The organism is Methylosinus sp. Sm6 (assembly GCF_019802345.1).
Taxonomy (GTDB): domain Bacteria; phylum Pseudomonadota; class Alphaproteobacteria; order Rhizobiales; family Beijerinckiaceae; genus Methylosinus.
Genome location: NZ_JAINDZ010000010.1, coordinates 66,113 through 81,969, shown reverse-complemented (window position 1 = coordinate 81,969; position 15,857 = coordinate 66,113). Strand labels below are relative to the sequence as shown.

Sequence of the window (15,857 nt, the reverse complement as noted above, 5' to 3'; positions counted from 1 at the left end):
AATGACAAGATTTCTGACCGCCCTCGTGATCGGCCTCTCGACATTCGGGCTGCTCGCGGCGGCCGAGGCGAAGGGCAAGCGCGAGGCGGCGGCCAAGGAGCAGAAGGAGGAGGGCGGCGAGCAGCAGGAGCAGGTCCTGAGCTACAAGCCCTTCCCGCACAACCATATTTTCAATCTCAAGGACATCAACGGCAAGGCGCCGCCGGCCGACATTTGGATCCGCATCGATTCGACGATGCGCGGCTCGGGCTTTTCGGGCTGTAAATCCTGGTCGGGCGTGTTCGTCGTCGGCGCCAATCGGCTCGGGCCCAAGGCGATGCCGGCCGTCGCCGACGCCAAATGCGATCCGGCGCTGCAGGCGGTCGAGCGCGATTTTTGGCAGGTCATGCTGTCCGGCCCCTTCTGGGACACGCAGGGCTCGGATTTGATCCTCAAGGGCGCCAAGGGCGGCGTGCTGCGCTTCTCACGTTCGCTCTGATCCGAGAGCAGCCGGGTGAGCGTCGGATGTGGAGTCGTTCGACCGACTCCACATCGTTGTCGATGCTTCCGGCAGAGGCATGCGCCGGCAGGGCGGCTTCAACGGTCGCGCCGAATAGCGGGCGCGACCTCGGCAAAGGGCTCGTCGGTCGAGAGCGCGCGTGAGAACGGCACGAGCTGCCACACGGCCGACAGGCCGACGAGAATGTAGACGAGGCGCGCCAGCGTGGCGTCCTCTCCGCCGAATATTGCGCCTACCAGATTGAAATCGAACAGCCCGACGAGTCCCCAGTTCAAGCCGCCGATGATGACGAGGACGAGAGTAATCAGGTTCAGAGGTTTCATTGCCTTGCTCCGCTGAGAGACGTTTCAGCGAAACGCCCCCGGTGCTGGCTCGTTCCATCATGAACGCTCTATGTCGCCTCCACATCCGCGCTCGTGGCGCAAGCCCTCGGTCCAGTCTCGATCCGAAGCGTCCATGAAAGCAGGCGGATGGTCGAGAGCCTTGCGGCACGGCGCTTGCCTGAATGCGCAAAGGTTGCAGCGCCCGAGCAGACCTTGACCGAATGCCGACCGTGTCAGCGGTCATCTGCAATGGCGAAACGAGTTCCCATTTGGCGCCGAAGGTCGAACTGGGAGAAGCCGCCCGTCACGCCGCCAGCGCCAGATCGTCGATCACTGCGCGCAGAAATCGCGCCGCTTCGCCGCCGGTGACCACGCGATGGTCGAAGGTGAGGCTCAACGGCAACAGCCGCCGAGCGACGATGCGCTCGCCATCCGGCACGGCGGCGCGGCGGACCCGCCCCGCGCCGAGGATCGCCACCGTCGGCGGCAGCACCACGGGCGAGGCGTAGCGTCCGGCGATCATGCCGAAATTGGAGAGGGTGATCGTCGCGCCGCGCAATTCCTCCGGCGGAATGGCGCGCGATTCGATATCGGCGCGCATGCGGTTCAGTCCCTCGCGCAGATCGGCGGGATTGCGTTCGGCGACATTGCGCAGCACCGGCACGAACAGCCCGCCTTCGCCCGAATCGACGGCGATGCCGAGATCGATCCGCTTCAGCACGCGGCGCGCCAGCGCGTGGGATTCGAACCAGGCGTTGAGCGCCGGCTCCACGCGGCAGCCGTTCACGAGCGCGCGAATGAGCCGCAAGGTCGTGTCCGTTCCCTCGAGCCACTCGTCGATGTCCGCGTCGTCGACCACCGTCGCCGCGGCGACCTCCGCCTGGGCGAGCGCCATGTTCTGCGCCATGGACCGGCGAAAGCCGCGCAGCGGTTCGGCCGGCTCGGTCTCGGACAGGATGCGCGCGACGCGCTGCACGTCGCTCGCGGTGATGAGCCCGTCGGGTCCTGACGGCGTGACGATGGCAAGGTCGACCTCGAGACGCCGCGCCAGCGCGCGCACGGCGGGCGTCGCGCGCACGCCGGCGACGCCGTGGTCGACGTTGGCGGCGCCTTCCTGCAGCACGCGCCCGCTCGCCTCCATCGCGCCGACCACAGTGCCCTTGTCGGCGCTCTCGTCGCGCGCGCCCTCGAAGGCGATGAGCGGTCCGCCGATGCGCACGATCTCACCGGCCTCGGCGAACAGCTTCTCGATCCGCCCCGCCTGCGGCGACGGAATTTCGACCACCGCCTTCGCCGTCTCGACGGAGACGAGCGGCTGATCGGCCGCGACCTCCTGGCCCGGCGCGACATGCCATTGCACGAGCTCGGCCTCCTGCAATCCTTCGCCGAGATCGGGCAAGCGGAAGATGTTCATGAGGACGCCTCCATCGTCTCGCGGACCGCGGCGGCGATGCGGTCGACGCTCGGCAAATATTGGTTCTCGAGCCGCGCCAGCGGAATGACGACGTCATAGCCCGTCACGCGCTTCACCGGCGCGAGCAGAAAATAGAGCGCGCGCTCGGCGAGCAGCGCCGCGATCTCCGCGCCGAAGCCCGCCGTGCGCGCGGCCTCCTGCACGATGACGCAGCGCCCCGTCTTTTCGACCGAGCGCAAAATGGTTTCTCCGTCCAGCGGCTTCAATGTCGCGACGTCGATCACCTCGCAATCGATTCCCTCCTCGGCGAGACGATCGGCGGCGGCGAGCGCCTCGTGCAGCATGCCGCCCCAGGCGACGAGCGTCGCGTCGCGCCCTTCGCGCGAGATGAAGCATGTGTCGAGCGGCAGCGCCTCGCCGTCCTCGGCGACCTCCTGCTTGAACAGCCGGTAGAGCCGCGTCGGCTCGAGAAAGACGACCGGGTCCGGATCGCGGATCGCGGCGAGCAGAAGTCCGTACGCGCGCGAAGGAGAGGACGGGATGACGACGCGCAGCCCGGGAACATGCGCGAGCATGGCTTCGGGACTCTCCGAATGATGCTCCGGCGCATGGATTCCGGCGCCGTTCGGCGCGCGCAGCACCATGGGGCAGGAGAGACGTCCGCGCGTGCGATGGCGCAGGCGCGAGGCGTGATTGATCAGCTGATCCATCGCCGGATAGAGGAAGCCGCTGAATTGAATCTCGACGATCGGCTTCAGTCCCATCGCCGCCATGCCGATCGCCGCGCCGGCGATCGCCGCTTCGGCGAGCGGCGCGTCGATGACGCGCTCGCAGCCGAAGCGCTGCTGCAATCCGAGCGTCGCGCGGAACACGCCGCCATTGACGCCGATATCCTCGCCGAGCAGCAGGACGGCGTCGTCGCGCTCCAGCTCATGCGCGAGCGCGCGATTGACGGCCTCGACCAGTGTGAGCTCGGTCATCGCGCGCTCCTCGCCCGTTGCGCCGCTCTCGCGCTGCCGCATGCATACATCTTGAAATGTACAGCGCGGCCATGACGCCTCCGGGAAATGTGTGACTCCCTCAGCGCTGAGGGGGAGGGTGACGCGCCTGCGCTCGCAATGACGGCGGCGGCGGGATCAGCCATGGCGCGCTCCATTCGGAGCGAAGCGCCGCGCCTCCTCATATTGATCGCGCATGTTCGCCGGAAGCTGCGCGAACAAATGGTCGAACATGGCGGAAAAGCTCTGCGGCGGCGTCGCCAGATAGGCTTCCACCGCGCGCTCCACCTCCTCGGCGTTGTCGCGCATGAGCTTCGCCTCGGCGTCCTCATTCCAGAGACCGCGCTTGGTGAGATGGCTGCGAAGGCGCGACAACGGCTCCCGCGTCGCTTCGCGGCGCACCACATCGGGATCGCGATAGCGCGTCGCGTCGTCCGCCGTCGTGTGATCGCCGAGCCGGTAGCTCAGCGCTTCGATCAGCGTCGGCCCGCCGCCGCCGCGCGCCTTGTCGAGCGCGCGCGCGGCCACATGATGCATGGCGATCGCGTCATTGCCGTCGACGCGCACGCCGTCGACTCCGGCGGCGACGGCCTTGTGCGCGAGCGTTTGCGCCGCCGTCTCCCGGCTGCAGGGAGTCGATATCGCCCATTGGTTATTGTTGACCACGACGACGAGCGGGACGCGCCAGACGCCGGCCATGTTCAAGGCCGAATAGAAATCGCCGGTCGAGGTGCCGCCGTCGCCGATGATCGTCACCGCGACGCGCGTCTCGCGGCGCAGCGCGAAGGCGTAGGCGGCGCCGGTCGCATGCGCGATCTGCGTGCCGACCGGAACGCAGATGGGGAAATCCGCGCGCGGAACGGCAAAATCGCTGCCGCGCTCGTCGCCGCCCCAATAGACGAGATTTTCCACCATGCTTATGCCGCGCAGGAGCTGCGCGGCATGATCGCGATAGGAGGGCGCGAGCACGTCCTCTTTACGCATCGCCGCGCCGACGCCGACGCCGATCGCCTCCTGGCCGAGCGCCGAGGCGAAGGTGCCGAGCTTGCCGGTGCGCTGCAGCGCGACGGCCTTGCCGTCATAGGCGCGCGTGCGCGCCATGGCGCGATAGAGCGTCAGCGCGAGCTCCGCCGCGATCTCGCGCGCGGGCGCCGTGGCGCAGAGCTCGCCGTCGGGCGCGAGGAAGCGAATGGGGTCGATCGGAATCGAGACGTCTGCAACCATGGCGTTCTCGGCCTCGAGCTTCGATGCGAGACGTAAGGCGCCGGTTTGCGCATTTCATCGGCGCGCGGAAATTTTTTCCGCGGCGTCACGCCGGCAGGCGGTCCGCGTGCTCGGTCTCTCGCGCGAATGTTCCAGAGGGCGCGAAAGCGTCCATATTGCCCCAGCCCACGATGCGCGACTTCAGCTCCGGCGCCTCCAGCACCGCGAGAAATTCGCGATGCTCGGGATGCTCCGGCGCGCCGATGAAGGCCTGGACGAATTCCTCGCGGCTGAACACGTCGCGCTGGCGGATCATGTTGAAGGAGACGAGATCGGCGGCGTGATCCCGCGCGAGGATGACGAATTCGGGCATCTCCCGGAAATTCGCCGTCTGCACCACCATGGAGAAATGCAGATGCGAAATCGCGCCACGCGCGCGCAGCGTCTCGACGAACGCCAGATTTTTGAGGAGCCGATCGAAATTGCCCGGCCGGCGAACATTGGCGTAGGTGTCGGCGCGCGCCGCGTCGATCGAGATTTGCACGCCGCCGACATGGCCCTCGAGCGAAAGCTCGCGCCAGGCGCGCTCGTCGAAGAGCTGGCCGTTGGTGTGCAGATGGATCTTCAGCCCCGGAAACTCGCCCGTCGTGATGCGCTTGATGACATTGCGGAAATGATTGCTGCCGAAAGCGTCGCCGGAGCCGGTGATCACCACCTCCTCGGCGTTGCGCAGCAGAGGCAGGATGGAGCTCTCCAAGAGATCGTCGAGCTTGGCCTGCTGCGTCTTGTTCGCGACATAGAGGCCCGAGCGGCAGGAGGGACAGGCGAGATTGCAGGATTTGTCGTGGCTGAGGATCACATGCTTGGGCAAGGGCGCCGGAGCGCCCGAGCGGTGCTGCGCGATCAGCTCCCGCGCCTGCGCGGAGGCGCGCGAGAGCAGCGCGCGGCTCGCGATGAGGGGACAGGTGTGGTGATCGCAATGGCGAAAGGAGCCGTCGACGATGGACTCGCGAATCTCGCGCGCCGTCGCGCTGTTCCATAGCGCTTCGGGCTCCAGCGCGAGCGCGCCGATCGGCTTCGGCAGCCACACCGGGCAGCAGACGAAGGCGAGGCCCGTGTGAGTCGTTTCCACAGTGTGAAACGGCCGCGCGCAAAAATGCTCGCGAAGATAGGCGCGCGTCTCCTCGTCGCGCGGCGCGAGGCGCGCGCGCCGCTGGCGCCAGGGCAGCATGAAGACATTGTTGATCCAGCCGCCCGCCGCATTGAGCCGCTCGCGTCCGAGCGCATCGTGCAAGGCCGGATGATTGATGAGGCCGAGCAGGCGCGTAGGCGCGAGCGCCAGCACGAGATCGACGAAAAAGGAAGGCAACCGTGACAACAGGGCGGTTTCCGGCGTCTGGCGTTCTCGAGAAGGAGACGATTCGGAGCCGCGTCTCCCGACGCGCTTGCGGCTCGCGACCTTGCCGCTCGCGGCGCGCGAGCGACGAAAACAAGCCGCAGTCTAGGGCGAGGCGGCCTTGCGGGCAAGGCGCTCGGCCGCTAGGCGGAACTACGGTCGGGGATTGCGAAGGGAGCGAGCGCGTTTTTCGCGGTCTCCCGCTTGAAGCCGCGCCGGCTCGCGCCAAATCGACGCAATATGCCAACGCCGTTCAAATCCGACGCCTTCTCCTTCGTCGATGAATTCGGTCCCGAGAAGATCGTCTATCTGAGCACGCCCGCCGCGGGCCTCGAGGCGATCGTCGTCATCGACAATGTCGCCGCCGGCCCCGCCATCGGCGGCGTGCGCATGGCTCCCGACGTCGGCGTCGAGGAGTGCTTTCGCCTCGCGCGCGCGATGACGCTGAAGAACGCCGCCTGCGGTCTTCGTCACGGCGGCGCAAAATCGGTGATCTTCGGCGATCCCGCCATGCCGATGCACGAGAAGGAGCGCGTGATCCGCGCCTTCGCCAAGGGCATCGAGCCGCTCGTCGATTATATTCCGGGTCCCGACATGGGATTGGACGAAACATGCATGGCCTTCGTGCGTGATGAGATCGGGCGCGCCGTGGGCCTGCCGGCGGAGCTCGGCGGCATTCCGCTGGACGAGATCGGCGCGACGGGCTTCGGCGTCGCCATTGCGGCCGAGGTCGCGGCGCCGCGCGCCGGGCTCGCGCTCGCGGGCGCGCGCGTCATCGTCGAAGGCTTCGGCGCCGTCGGCCGCCATGCGGCGCGCTTTCTCGCGCGCAAGGGGGCGGTCCTCGTCGGCGCCTCGGACCGACGCGGCGCGATCTACAATGCCCGCGGGCTCGACATAGAGGAGCTGACGCGCCTCCGCGCGCAGGGGGCGAGCGTCGCCGCGCATCCGGGCGGCGACGCGCTCGGCCCGGACGCGCTGCTCTGCGCGCCTTGCGACATTTTCATTCCGGCGGCGCGGCCGGACGTGCTGCGCGCCGACAATGTCGAAACACTCGACTGCAAGCTCGTCATCGAGGGCGCCAATATTCCGGCGACGGCGGAGGCGGAGCGCCGCCTGTTCGAGCGCGGAATCGTCGCCGCGCCGGATTTCATCGCCAATGCGGGCGGCGTCATCTGCGCGGCGGTGGAATATGCGGGCGGCGACGCGACCGCGGCCTTCGCCGCCATCGATGAGAAGATCGGCCGCAATATGCGCAAGATCATCGAGCGCGCCGATGCGGCGGGCGTGTCGCTGCGCGACGCCGCGACCTCGCTGGTCGAGCAGCGTCTGCGCAAGATGAACGCCACGCGCCGCTGGCACGTGTGAACGCGAGCCGGCGCGGACCGCGAGCCGTCCGATGGTTGAAATCGCGGCGCCTGCGTGAGACCTTGCGACGGCGAGGCGGCACGGCCTCGGACGGGCCCACGCATGCCGGCGCAGCGCAAGATCATCCATATCGACATGGACGCCTTCTTCGCGTCGGTGGAGCAGCGCGACGATCCGGCGCTGCGCGGCCGGCCGGTCGCGGTCGGCTCGCCGCGCGAGCGCGGCGTCGTCGCCGCCGCGAGCTATGAGGCGCGCAAATTCGGCGTGCGTTCGGCCATGCCCTCCGTCACCGCGCAGCGGCGTTGCCCGGAGCTGATCTTCGTTCCGCCGCGCTTCGACGTCTATCGCGAGGTCTCGCGCGGCATTCGCGCGATCTTCCTCGACTACACGCCGCTGGTCGAGCCGCTCTCGCTCGACGAGGCCTATCTCGACGTCACCGAGAATTTGAAGGCGATCGCTTCGGCGACGCGCATCGCCGAGGACATCCGCGCGCGCATAAGGGAGACGACGGGCCTCACCGCCTCGGCCGGCGTCTCCTACAACAAGTTTCTCGCCAAGCTCGCCTCGGACCATCGCAAGCCCGACGGACTGTTCGTCGTCACGCCGCAAATGGGGCCGACCTTCGTCGCCGATCTTCCGGTCGGCCGCTTTCATGGCGTCGGGCCGGCGACGACGAAGAAGATGAATGCGCTCGGCATCGAAACGGGCCGCGATCTGCGCGAAAAGAGCCTCGACTTTCTGCAACGCAATTTCGGCAAATCCGGCGCGTTCTATTTTGGAATCGCGCGCGGCGTCGATGAGCGGCCGGTGCGGCCCGACCGCATTCGCAAATCGATCGGCGCCGAGGTCACTTTCGCGCGCGATCTCTTCTCCTATGAAGAGGCTCGCGCCGCGCTCGCGCCGATCGTCGCGCGCGTCTGGAGCCATTGCCGCGCGGCGACGAGCGGACGAACGGTGACGCTGAAGGTCAAATATGCGGATTTCCGCCAGATCACCCGACGCAGCACCGCGGCGGCGCCCTTCGCGAGCGCGGCCGAGCTCGAGCGAGCGGCGCTCGCGCTGATGCGTCCGCTGTTTCCCTCGCCCGCAGGCGTGCGTCTGCTCGGCGTGTCGCTTTCGTCGCTCGGTCCAGCCGAGCGGCCGTCCGATCCGCAGCTCGCGCTCGCCGTGTGAGCGAGCGCCTCAGGGCGCTGTCCAGGGGAAGGTCCAGGTCTCGGTCAGCGTCTGCGCGCCGGCCTTGAGAAAGGCGCGCAGGTCGGTGGTCTGGCCTGGTTTCGTCACCACGTCGAACATTGCGCGCAGCCCGTCGATATGCGGATTGGCGGCCACGCTCGAGCGGATCACCGCGCCCTTCGAGGCGGTCGCCACCACCTCGACCTGCGACGGATCATTGACGAAATAGGCGAGCTCGCCGCCGGCGAAATCGACGATGAAGCGTTGCGCGCCGGGAGTCACCGGCTCGGCGGAGCCGAGCGCCCGCGCCGATGTGGCGAATGTATTGATCGTGCGCCCGTTCGGCGACAGGCGCGGGAGGTCGAGCAGAGAGGTGAGGCGATAGGCGTAGGAGAAGGGCTTGCCGACTTCCGGCGCCGCGCCGCCGACGAAGGAGACGACGATATTGTCATTGGTCTCGTCCGGCGTCGGCAGCTCCAGCAGCTCGACCGCGCCCTCGCCCCACGGCGTTTGCGGCTCGACGAAATAGCTCGGCCGCGTCTCATAGGCGAGCTCGATGTCCTGATAGGAATCGAAATCGCGGTCGCGCTGCATCAGTCCGAAGCCGCGCAAATTGGGATCGGCGAAGGAGGTGAGGCGCGCTTGCGCCGGATTGCCGAGCGGACGCCACAACCATTCCTTGGTGTCGCCATGGAGGAGCAGGCCGTCGGAATCATGCAGCTCGCCGCGATAGCCGTCGCGCATGCGGCGGTCGTTCTCCCCGGTCAGATACATCGAGGTGAGCGGCGCGAGCCCGAATTTGACATTGGCGCGCCGCGCGAACAGCGTCGCCTGCACATCGACGACGCTCTCCTGCCCGGCCGTCAGCTCGAAGCGGAACGCGCCGGTGGCCGCCTCGCTGTCGAGCAGCGCGTAGATGATGGCGCGATTGCTCCCGGCCTGCGGCGTCTCGATCCAGAATTCGCGGAAGAACGGAAACACTTCCCCATTGTCGCCGCAGCCGATGCAGAGCGCGCGCGCCGAAAGCCCGTAGTTCTGGCCGCGGCCGAGAAAGCGGAAATAGCTCGCGCCGAGGAAGGAGATCGCTTCGTCGAAGACATGCGGATCGTTGAGCGGATAATGCAGGCGAAAGCCGGCGAAGCCGACATTGATCGGCAGCGGCTTGTCGAATTTGTTGCGGCCATAGTCGAACAGCGCCGGCGAATAGGGGATCGGCGTCGGTATGCCGTCGCGGATCGTGTTCACCGTCACCGGGCGCTTGTAGAGAAAGCCGAGGTGGAAGGTCTGCAGCCGGAAGGCGCCGGGGATATTGGCGAACAGCGCGCGCTCGGGCTTGAAGCGGATGTCGCGCCACGAATCGAAATCGAGCCGGTCGAGCTGCTCGGGCAGCTGCGGCGGCGCCGCCTCGAAGGGAGCGCCGGCGAGGTCGCGGACGCGGCGCGCCACATCCTCGAAGCCGAAGCGAGGGGCTTGGGCGTTCGGGATCTGGCCGTTCGGGATCTGGCCATTCTGGACCGTCTGCGCCACGGCGCGGGCGAGCCCCGTCGTCTCTACGCTCGCCGCCGCGGCCATCGCGCCGAGCAGCCGGCGGCGTGTGATGTCGTTCATTTCAGCTTTCCGAAAAAAGACGGACGCCCGCGCTGCGAGCGAAGGCGCCGGGGTCGCAGACGAATCGGGCGTTCTTGGGGACGACCGCATCGCTCGGCGCGCCGCGTCGCGACCACGCTCGCGCTTCTGCCTATCCGCCTCGCGCCCGTCCCGCAAGCGGCTAGAACGTAGCTGTGACGCACGCGAACGCCGCGCGACGAGGAAATGCGTAGTGGGCGCAAAAAACCCCTTGTCAACCGAGCCAAAGCGCGTATTTACAGAGTTGCCCAATTTCGCACGTGCCTGTGGTCGTGTGTCGGTCGGCGGGGATCCGGACAAGAGGCCGGTCAACCACCGAAGTAAAACCGGCAGCCGGAGGCGAAACCGGCGAACCTCGCCTGAGCGAGGGATCGCGACTTAAAGCAACGACGGACCGGGCTTTTTCGTCTCTGTCGGCCCTCCAAAGGCCGGCGTACCGAAGAGGCTTGTCTTTCTTGCCGGGCGTGCGGAACGGGATCACTCCCCTTCCAAGCGATGGCTATGCAGGTCGGAATCACATGTCCGTCGAGGACATGCGCGTCCGCGCCTTCATTAGCCTACGGCGCATCACCCGATCGCCTTCGCGGCGCCCTTGCGGGCGGCGTGGCGGCGATCCTGGATCGCAGTCGTATCGATACGCAGCGCGTCTCCACAGCGCCTGCGTAAACGGCGATGTGCATCCGCTCGAAGCCCTTGGCCACTCCGCGGCTTTCGCGCCGCGACTTCGTTGGGGATGCCGCAGCTATGACCGACCGTATCCGCGAATTTCTCGAGGCCCGCCGTCGCGCCGGACGCGACACCGGCCCGTGCCTCGTCGTCGATCTCGACATCGTGCGCGACAATTACATGGGCTTCGCCCGCGCGCTGCCGGACACGCGCGTGTTCTACGCCGTGAAGGCCAATCCGGCGCCGGAGGTGCTCGCTCTGCTCGCGCGTCTCGGCTCCTGCTTCGACACGGCCTCCGTCGTCGAGATCGAGCAGACGCTCGCCGCCGGCGCGACGCCCGACCGCATCAGCTTCGGCAACACGATCAAGAAGGAGCGCGACATCGCGCGGGCCTATGCGCTCGGCGTGCGCCTGTTCGCGGTCGATTGCGAGGCGGAGGTCGAGAAGATCGCCCGCGCCGCGCCGGGCGCGCGCGTGTTCTGCCGCATTCTCTGCGACGGCGACGGCGCCGAATGGCCGCTGTCGCGCAAGTTCGGCTGCGCGCCGCAGATGGCGCCGCGCGTGCTCGAGCATGCGCATCGTTTCGGCCTCACGGCCTATGGGGTCTCCTTCCATGTCGGCTCGCAGCAGCGCGATCCGTCGATGTGGGACGGCGCGCTGAAGTCGGCCGCCGAGATCTTCAATGATCTCGCCGAGCGCGGCATTCAGCTGCAGATGGTCAATCTCGGCGGCGGCTTCCCGACGAAATATCTGAAGAATGTTCCGGTCGTGAAGGCCTATGGCCAGGCGATCTTCCGGGCGCTCTCCAAGCATTTCGGCAACCGCATTCCCGAGACCATCATCGAGCCGGGCCGCGGCATGGTCGGCAACGCCGGCGTGATCGAGGCCGAGGTCGTGCTCGTGTCGAAGAAGTCGGACGATGATCCGCTGCGCTGGGTCTATCTCGACATCGGCAAGTTCAACGGCCTCGCCGAGACCACCGACGAGATGATTCGCTATCCGATCCGCACCGAGGCGGATGGAGACGCGACCGCGCCTTGCGTGCTCGCCGGACCGAGCTGCGATTCGATCGACGTGCTCTATGAGAAGGAGCCTTATCTCCTTCCGATCAGCCTGGAGATCGGCTCGAAGGTGCTGATCGAGGGAACCGGGGCCTATACGACGACCTATTCGTCGGTCGGCTTCAACGGCTTCCCGCCGCTCGAATCCTTCGTGATCTGAGCGCGGCGGCGAACCGAGCCCCGGACCGCGAGCCTTCAGGCTCGCTTCTAGATGAAAGACTGCGAGCCTCTAAGGCTCGCGGTCCACGCTCCGCCCCTTGTCAGTCCCGTTCGGCGGGCGCGCATCTGCGCGCCAGGCGCGAGGGTCGTCCGTCCTCGAATGGAGGAACCGATGGCCTTTGAACTCTCCTTTCCCAATGCTGTCGACGCCAGGCGCTTTCGCGCCGTTGCGGCGCGCGATGTCGCCGCGGCCCCGTCCTTCGTTCTGCGCGAGGAGCGCGCCGAGGATGTCGACGCGCGTGAGGCGCTGCTCGACGAGGCCTTCGGCCCGGCGCGCTTTCTGAAGACCTGCGAGCGTTTGCGCGCGGGGCGCGTTCCGGCGCGCGGCCTCGCGCTCGTCGCCGAGGACGAGGGGAGCATCGTCGCCACGCTGCGGCTCTGGTCGGTGAATGCCGGCATGGGCTGCGCGGCGCTGCTGCTCGGCCCGCTCGCCGTCGCGCGCTCCCATCGCTCGCTCGGCCTCGGCGCGACGATGATGGAGGAGGGCCTCGCGCGCGCCGCGGCGCGCGGCCATCGCGCGGTGATTCTCGTCGGCGACGCGCCTTATTACGCGCGTTTCGGCTTCGATGCGGCGCTGACCGAAGGGCTGAGCCTGCCGGGCCCGGTGGAGCGCGAGCGCTTCCTCGGCCTCGAGCTGATCGAGGGCGCGCTTCGCGACGCGCGCGGACTGGTGTCGGCGGCCGGCGCGCGCGTCGCCGCTTCTCCGCGCCGCGTCGCGCGGGCGAGCGCCCGCGCCGCGTGAGCGCTCAGCCGGTCTTCTTGGCGGCGATCGACCAGACCGCCGCCAGGAACAGGCCTTTGCACAGCGGCAGCAGCGTCAGCGACGAGACGATCGTCGCGCCGAGCAGCACCGCCATTTCCGCCGGATAGGACAAGAGTTCGCGGCTCTCGAGGAAGATGAGCAGCGGCACGATGATATGGGCGACGAGCCCGATCGTGAGCCAGGCGGGGCCGTCGTCGGCGTCGACGCCCTCGAAGCTCTCGCCGCAATGCGGGCAAGTCTCGACGCGCTTCAGATAGCCGGCGAAGAGGCCGCCCACGCCGCAGCGCGGGCATTTGCGCGCGACTCCGCGCAGCAGGGAGGTGGTCAGCGAGGGCGTCGTCATCGGCTCGTGGCTTCCGCGGCGGGGTGGACGCCGATCTCGGCGAGGCTGAAGGCGAGCTCGGGCGCCAGCATCGGCTCGAGCCGCGCAACGCCCGGATATTCGGCGATCTCCGCATAGCCGGCGGCGCCGAGCCGGCAATGGATCCAGGTCGTCGCCTTGATCACATCCACCACCCAGACCTCGCGGACGCCGAAAGCCGCATAGACGCCGATCTTGCGGCCCTTGTCATAGGAAAGGCTCGAATCGGCGATTTCGATCGCCAGCAGCACGGCCGGCCCGTCGAGCGCCGTCAGCGTGAGGCCGCGCGGAAAAACGCAGAAATCGGGCTCGACGAAGCTGCGGGCGTCGAGACGCAGAGTCGTTGCGACGGCGATGGACAGATGGTCCGGCGCGGCCCGCTGAACGAAGCGATTGATCTCGCTCTTGGCTATTTCGTGCGCGACGCTCTTGGGCGACATGGGCACGACCTCCCCGCCGATCAGCTCGAAACGCTCGTCCTCGTCGAGGATGCCGGCGCGGACCATCTCCTCGATTTCCGCGACGCTCCAGAAGCGCCGGGGAAGTCCCTCGGCGGCCTGAGTCTCGAGCGGAAGTCCGAGCGGGCGCAGATGCGGGTTCATGCGGCGCAATATAACGCATCGCGCCCATCGGCGCATCGCAATCCTGAGCGACGGATGGCAGGTCTGCGCGGCATTGCCCCTCCCTCACCCTCCCCCGCTTCGCGGGAGAGGGGCGCGCGCATAATTCGCTCGCATCGATGCGAGCGCGCCTCGCTTCCTTTCGCTTTTGCACACTGCTAGGCTTTCGGCGCCGACTCGTCGAAAGGACCAGCCTTGCTCGCCGATCTCGCCTACGGCCTTCTCTCCTTCGCGGCCTATTTCCTCGGCTGCCTCGCCTATTGCGCGGCTTATTGCGTCGTCTACACGCGGCTCACCGCGCATGACGAATATGCGCTGATCGTCGAGCAGCACAATGCTTCCGCGGCCGTCGCCTTCGGCGCGAGCCTCGTCGGCTTCGCCATCGCGCTGGCCGGCGCCGTGCACAACGCCACATCGGCGATCGAGTTCATCGTCTGGGGCGTCGTCGCCTTCGCGACTCAGATCATCGCCTATCTGCTCGCGCGCCTCGCGCATCCCGGCCTCTGCGAGGCGATCGAGCAGAATGCGATCGCCGCCGCCGTCTGGCTCGGCGCCGTGTCCCTGTCCGCCGGCGTGCTCAGCGCCGCCTGCATGAGTCCGTAAATGGCCGCCGGCGGACGCAAGGAGTTCGGCCGCCGCGGCGTCGCGGCGCCGCCCGTCGTCACCAATGCGCCGCAGGGCCTGCCCGGCGCCCGCGCCCTCTCGCCGGCGCGCAAGCGCTCGCTCGCCATTGCGCTGGTCGCGCTCGGCGCCGGCTCTATCGGCGGCTACGCCGCTTACGAATCCGCGCGGGGCGACTGTCCGCGCGAGGGCGGCCAAACGCCGGAGGACTGCCGGCGCCCCGGCGGCGGACATGGCGGCTCCTTTGGCCATGGCTGGTTCTTCGGCGGCTCGGGCGCGCATGCGTCCTCCGCCTCCGCGCATGAAGGCTCGTCGGGCGTGCGCGGATTCTTCGGCGGCTTCGGGCGCATGGGCTTTGGCCATGGCGGCGGCTCGTGAGGCGGCAGGGTTTCGAGCCCCGTCCCGATTTCGCCGAGCATGCGGCGCGCATCGGCTTCGATTTCGCGCATATCGACGGCGAGCCCTATTGGGACGAGAGCGCGGCCTATGTCTTCTCGATGCGCGAAATCGAGGAGGATCTCGAACGAGCGACGGCGGAGCTGGCGCGGCTTTGCGACGAGGTCGTCGCGCGTATCGTCGCGAGCGAGGCGCTGCTCGCGAAGCTGCGCATTCCGCGCCACGCCTGGAGTCTGATCGCCGAGAGCTTCGCGCGGCGCGATCCCTCGCTGTATGGCCGCTTCGATTTCGCATATGACGGCGAAGGGCCGCCGAAGCTGCTCGAATATAACGCCGACACGCCGACGAGCCTCTATGAGGCGGCGGTCGTGCAATGGCATTGGCTGGAGCAGATGATCGCGCGCGGGCGTTTGCCGAGCGACGCCGACCAGTTCAACTCGCTGCATGAGCGGCTGATCGCCCGCTGGCGCGCGATCGCCGATGGCGCCTTCGTCCATCTCGCCTGCATGAGCGCCAGCATCGAGGATCGCGGCGCGATCGCCTATCTCGCCGATTGCGCGATGCAGGCGGGTTCGCCGACGGCGCTGCTCGACATGGGCGACATCGGCCTTCACGGCGATGTCTTCATCGATCGCGAGGGACGGCGGATCGAGCGTTTGTTCAAGCTCTATCCCTGGGAATGGATGTTCGCCGATTCTTTCGGCTCCACGCCGGCGATGCGCTCGACGCATTTCGTCGAGCCGCCGTGGAAGGCGGTCGCCTCCAACAAAGGCTTTCTCGCGCTGCTGTGGGACGCGGCGCCGGGGCACCCCAATCTTCTGCCCTGCTTCTTCGAGGAGGATGCGCGCGCCGCCGATCTGCGCCGCTATGCGCGCAAGCCGCTCTATTCGCGCGAAGGCGCCAATATCACGCTCGTCGACGTCGAGCCGATCGCGCAGACGGGCGGAACCTATGGCGCCGAAGGCTTCGTGCGCCAGCAGCTGCATCTGCTGCCCGATTTCGACGGCAGGCGTCCGGCGCTCGGCTGCTGGCTCGTCGACGGCGCGCCGGCGGGCATGGGCGTGCGCGAGGATGTCGCGCTCGTCACCTCGGACCGCTCGCGCTTTTTGCCGCATCTCATCATCGATTGACGCGCCGTCGAGCGGGGCGCACC

16 protein-coding genes are annotated in these 15,857 nt (G+C 67.9%); 8 read left to right on the top strand and 8 right to left on the bottom strand.

Translation table 11 applies throughout. The features are described 5' to 3' along the window. Position 1: 1 nt before the first annotated feature. Positions 2–478: an META domain-containing protein gene (locus K3F48_RS09015; protein ID WP_222575096.1), complete on the top strand. Its 477-nt coding sequence runs from the start codon at positions 2–4 to the stop codon at positions 476–478. A 98-nt stretch (positions 479–576) separates the two neighbouring features. Here the strand turns inward: K3F48_RS09015 and K3F48_RS09010 are convergent, their stop codons facing one another. The 5 genes from K3F48_RS09010 to K3F48_RS08990 all read right to left on the bottom strand — a co-directional run bounded on the left by K3F48_RS09010 (position 577) and on the right by K3F48_RS08990 (position 5,815). Continuing rightward, positions 577–822: a DUF378 domain-containing protein gene (locus tag K3F48_RS09010; RefSeq protein ID WP_222575095.1), complete on the bottom strand. Its 246-nt coding sequence runs from the start codon at positions 820–822 to the stop codon at positions 577–579. Between the two features lie 304 nt (positions 823–1,126). Beyond that, complete coding sequence (locus K3F48_RS09005; RefSeq protein WP_222575094.1) at positions 1,127–2,236, bottom strand: dihydrolipoamide acetyltransferase family protein; 1,110 nt, start codon at positions 2,234–2,236, stop codon at positions 1,127–1,129. Continuing rightward, positions 2,233–3,216 carry an alpha-ketoacid dehydrogenase subunit beta gene (locus K3F48_RS09000; protein ID WP_222575093.1) on the bottom strand — a complete coding sequence of 328 codons (984 nt, stop codon included), beginning with the start codon at positions 3,214–3,216 and terminating at the stop codon, positions 2,233–2,235. The genes K3F48_RS09005 and K3F48_RS09000 overlap by 4 nt, the downstream gene beginning before the upstream one ends. 156 nt (positions 3,217–3,372) lie before the next feature. Next, entirely contained in the window at positions 3,373–4,458 is a 1,086-nt protein-coding gene (gene pdhA / locus K3F48_RS08995) for a pyruvate dehydrogenase (acetyl-transferring) E1 component subunit alpha (RefSeq protein WP_222575092.1), read from the bottom strand. 85 nt (positions 4,459–4,543) lie between these two features. Then, on the bottom strand, positions 4,544–5,815 hold the full coding sequence (locus K3F48_RS08990) for a radical SAM protein (RefSeq protein ID WP_222575091.1): 1,272 nt from the start codon (positions 5,813–5,815) through the stop codon (positions 4,544–4,546). Positions 5,816–6,073: 258 nt separating this feature from the next. Here K3F48_RS08990 and K3F48_RS08985 point away from each other — a divergent pair, with 258 nt between their 5' ends. Together K3F48_RS08985 and dinB are read left to right on the top strand one after the other, a co-directional pair. Beyond that, the gene (locus tag K3F48_RS08985; RefSeq protein WP_222575090.1) at positions 6,074–7,198 is read left to right on the top strand and encodes a Glu/Leu/Phe/Val dehydrogenase; all 1,125 of its coding nucleotides are present in this window, start codon (positions 6,074–6,076) and stop codon (positions 7,196–7,198) included. A 102-nt stretch (positions 7,199–7,300) separates the two neighbouring features. After that, positions 7,301–8,371 (top strand): DNA polymerase IV, encoded by a 1,071-nt coding sequence (gene dinB, locus K3F48_RS08980; RefSeq protein ID WP_222575089.1) that lies wholly within the window; start codon positions 7,301–7,303, stop codon positions 8,369–8,371. A gap of 9 nt (positions 8,372–8,380) precedes the next feature. Here dinB and K3F48_RS08975 read toward each other — a convergent pair whose 3' ends face one another. Further along, entirely contained in the window at positions 8,381–9,979 is a 1,599-nt protein-coding gene (locus tag K3F48_RS08975) for a glucan biosynthesis protein (RefSeq protein WP_222575088.1), read from the bottom strand. Positions 9,980–10,741: 762 nt separating this feature from the next. On the opposite strand from K3F48_RS08975, the gene K3F48_RS08970 reads away from it, so the two are divergent. Then, the gene (locus tag K3F48_RS08970) at positions 10,742–11,884 is read left to right on the top strand and encodes a type III PLP-dependent enzyme (protein WP_222575087.1); all 1,143 of its coding nucleotides are present in this window, start codon (positions 10,742–10,744) and stop codon (positions 11,882–11,884) included. 171 nt (positions 11,885–12,055) lie between these two features. After that, entirely contained in the window at positions 12,056–12,685 is a 630-nt protein-coding gene (locus tag K3F48_RS08965) for a GNAT family N-acetyltransferase (protein WP_222575086.1), read from the top strand. A gap of 4 nt (positions 12,686–12,689) precedes the next feature. Here K3F48_RS08965 and K3F48_RS08960 read toward each other — a convergent pair whose 3' ends face one another. After that, a complete protein-coding gene (locus tag K3F48_RS08960; RefSeq protein WP_222575085.1) occupies positions 12,690–13,049 on the bottom strand; it encodes a DUF983 domain-containing protein in 360 nt (119 codons plus the stop codon). After that, the gene (locus K3F48_RS08955) at positions 13,046–13,669 is read right to left on the bottom strand and encodes a Uma2 family endonuclease (RefSeq protein ID WP_222575084.1); all 624 of its coding nucleotides are present in this window, start codon (positions 13,667–13,669) and stop codon (positions 13,046–13,048) included. The genes K3F48_RS08960 and K3F48_RS08955 overlap by 4 nt, the downstream gene beginning before the upstream one ends. A gap of 213 nt (positions 13,670–13,882) precedes the next feature. On the opposite strand from K3F48_RS08955, the gene K3F48_RS08950 reads away from it, so the two are divergent. Genes K3F48_RS08950 through K3F48_RS08940 form a run of 3 tightly spaced genes read left to right on the top strand, consistent with a single transcriptional unit; the run spans position 13,883 to position 15,834 of the window. After that, a complete protein-coding gene (locus K3F48_RS08950) occupies positions 13,883–14,290 on the top strand; it encodes a DUF350 domain-containing protein (RefSeq protein WP_222575083.1) in 408 nt (135 codons plus the stop codon). After that, a complete protein-coding gene (locus tag K3F48_RS08945) occupies positions 14,291–14,686 on the top strand; it encodes a hypothetical protein (RefSeq protein ID WP_222575082.1) in 396 nt (131 codons plus the stop codon). After that, entirely contained in the window at positions 14,683–15,834 is a 1,152-nt protein-coding gene (locus tag K3F48_RS08940) for a glutathionylspermidine synthase family protein (RefSeq protein WP_222575081.1), read from the top strand. Before K3F48_RS08945 ends, K3F48_RS08940 begins: the two co-directional genes overlap by 4 nt. Positions 15,835–15,857: the final 23 nt, after the last annotated feature.

Bases quoted from the DNA above. Each gene is read 5' to 3' on its own strand.
- pdhA (WP_222575092.1), bottom strand. From the start codon at position 4,458: ATGGTTGCAGACGTCTCGATTCCGATCGACCCCATTCGCTTCCTCGCG.
- K3F48_RS08945 (WP_222575082.1), top strand. From the start codon at position 14,291: ATGGCCGCCGGCGGACGCAAGGAGTTCGGCCGCCGCGGCGTCGCGGCG.
- K3F48_RS09000 (WP_222575093.1), bottom strand. From the start codon at position 3,216: ATGACCGAGCTCACACTGGTCGAGGCCGTCAATCGCGCGCTCGCGCAT.
- K3F48_RS08955 (WP_222575084.1), bottom strand. From the start codon at position 13,669: ATGAACCCGCATCTGCGCCCGCTCGGACTTCCGCTCGAGACTCAGGCC.
- K3F48_RS08965 (WP_222575086.1), top strand. From the start codon at position 12,056: ATGGCCTTTGAACTCTCCTTTCCCAATGCTGTCGACGCCAGGCGCTTT.
- K3F48_RS09010 (WP_222575095.1), bottom strand. From the start codon at position 822: ATGAAACCTCTGAACCTGATTACTCTCGTCCTCGTCATCATCGGCGGC.
- K3F48_RS09015 (WP_222575096.1), top strand. From the start codon at position 2: ATGACAAGATTTCTGACCGCCCTCGTGATCGGCCTCTCGACATTCGGG.
- K3F48_RS08975 (WP_222575088.1), bottom strand. From the start codon at position 9,979: ATGAACGACATCACACGCCGCCGGCTGCTCGGCGCGATGGCCGCGGCG.
- K3F48_RS08960 (WP_222575085.1), bottom strand. From the start codon at position 13,049: ATGACGACGCCCTCGCTGACCACCTCCCTGCTGCGCGGAGTCGCGCGC.
- K3F48_RS09005 (WP_222575094.1), bottom strand. From the start codon at position 2,236: ATGAACATCTTCCGCTTGCCCGATCTCGGCGAAGGATTGCAGGAGGCC.
- K3F48_RS08970 (WP_222575087.1), top strand. From the start codon at position 10,742: ATGACCGACCGTATCCGCGAATTTCTCGAGGCCCGCCGTCGCGCCGGA.
- K3F48_RS08985 (WP_222575090.1), top strand. From the start codon at position 6,074: ATGCCAACGCCGTTCAAATCCGACGCCTTCTCCTTCGTCGATGAATTC.
- dinB (WP_222575089.1), top strand. From the start codon at position 7,301: ATGCCGGCGCAGCGCAAGATCATCCATATCGACATGGACGCCTTCTTC.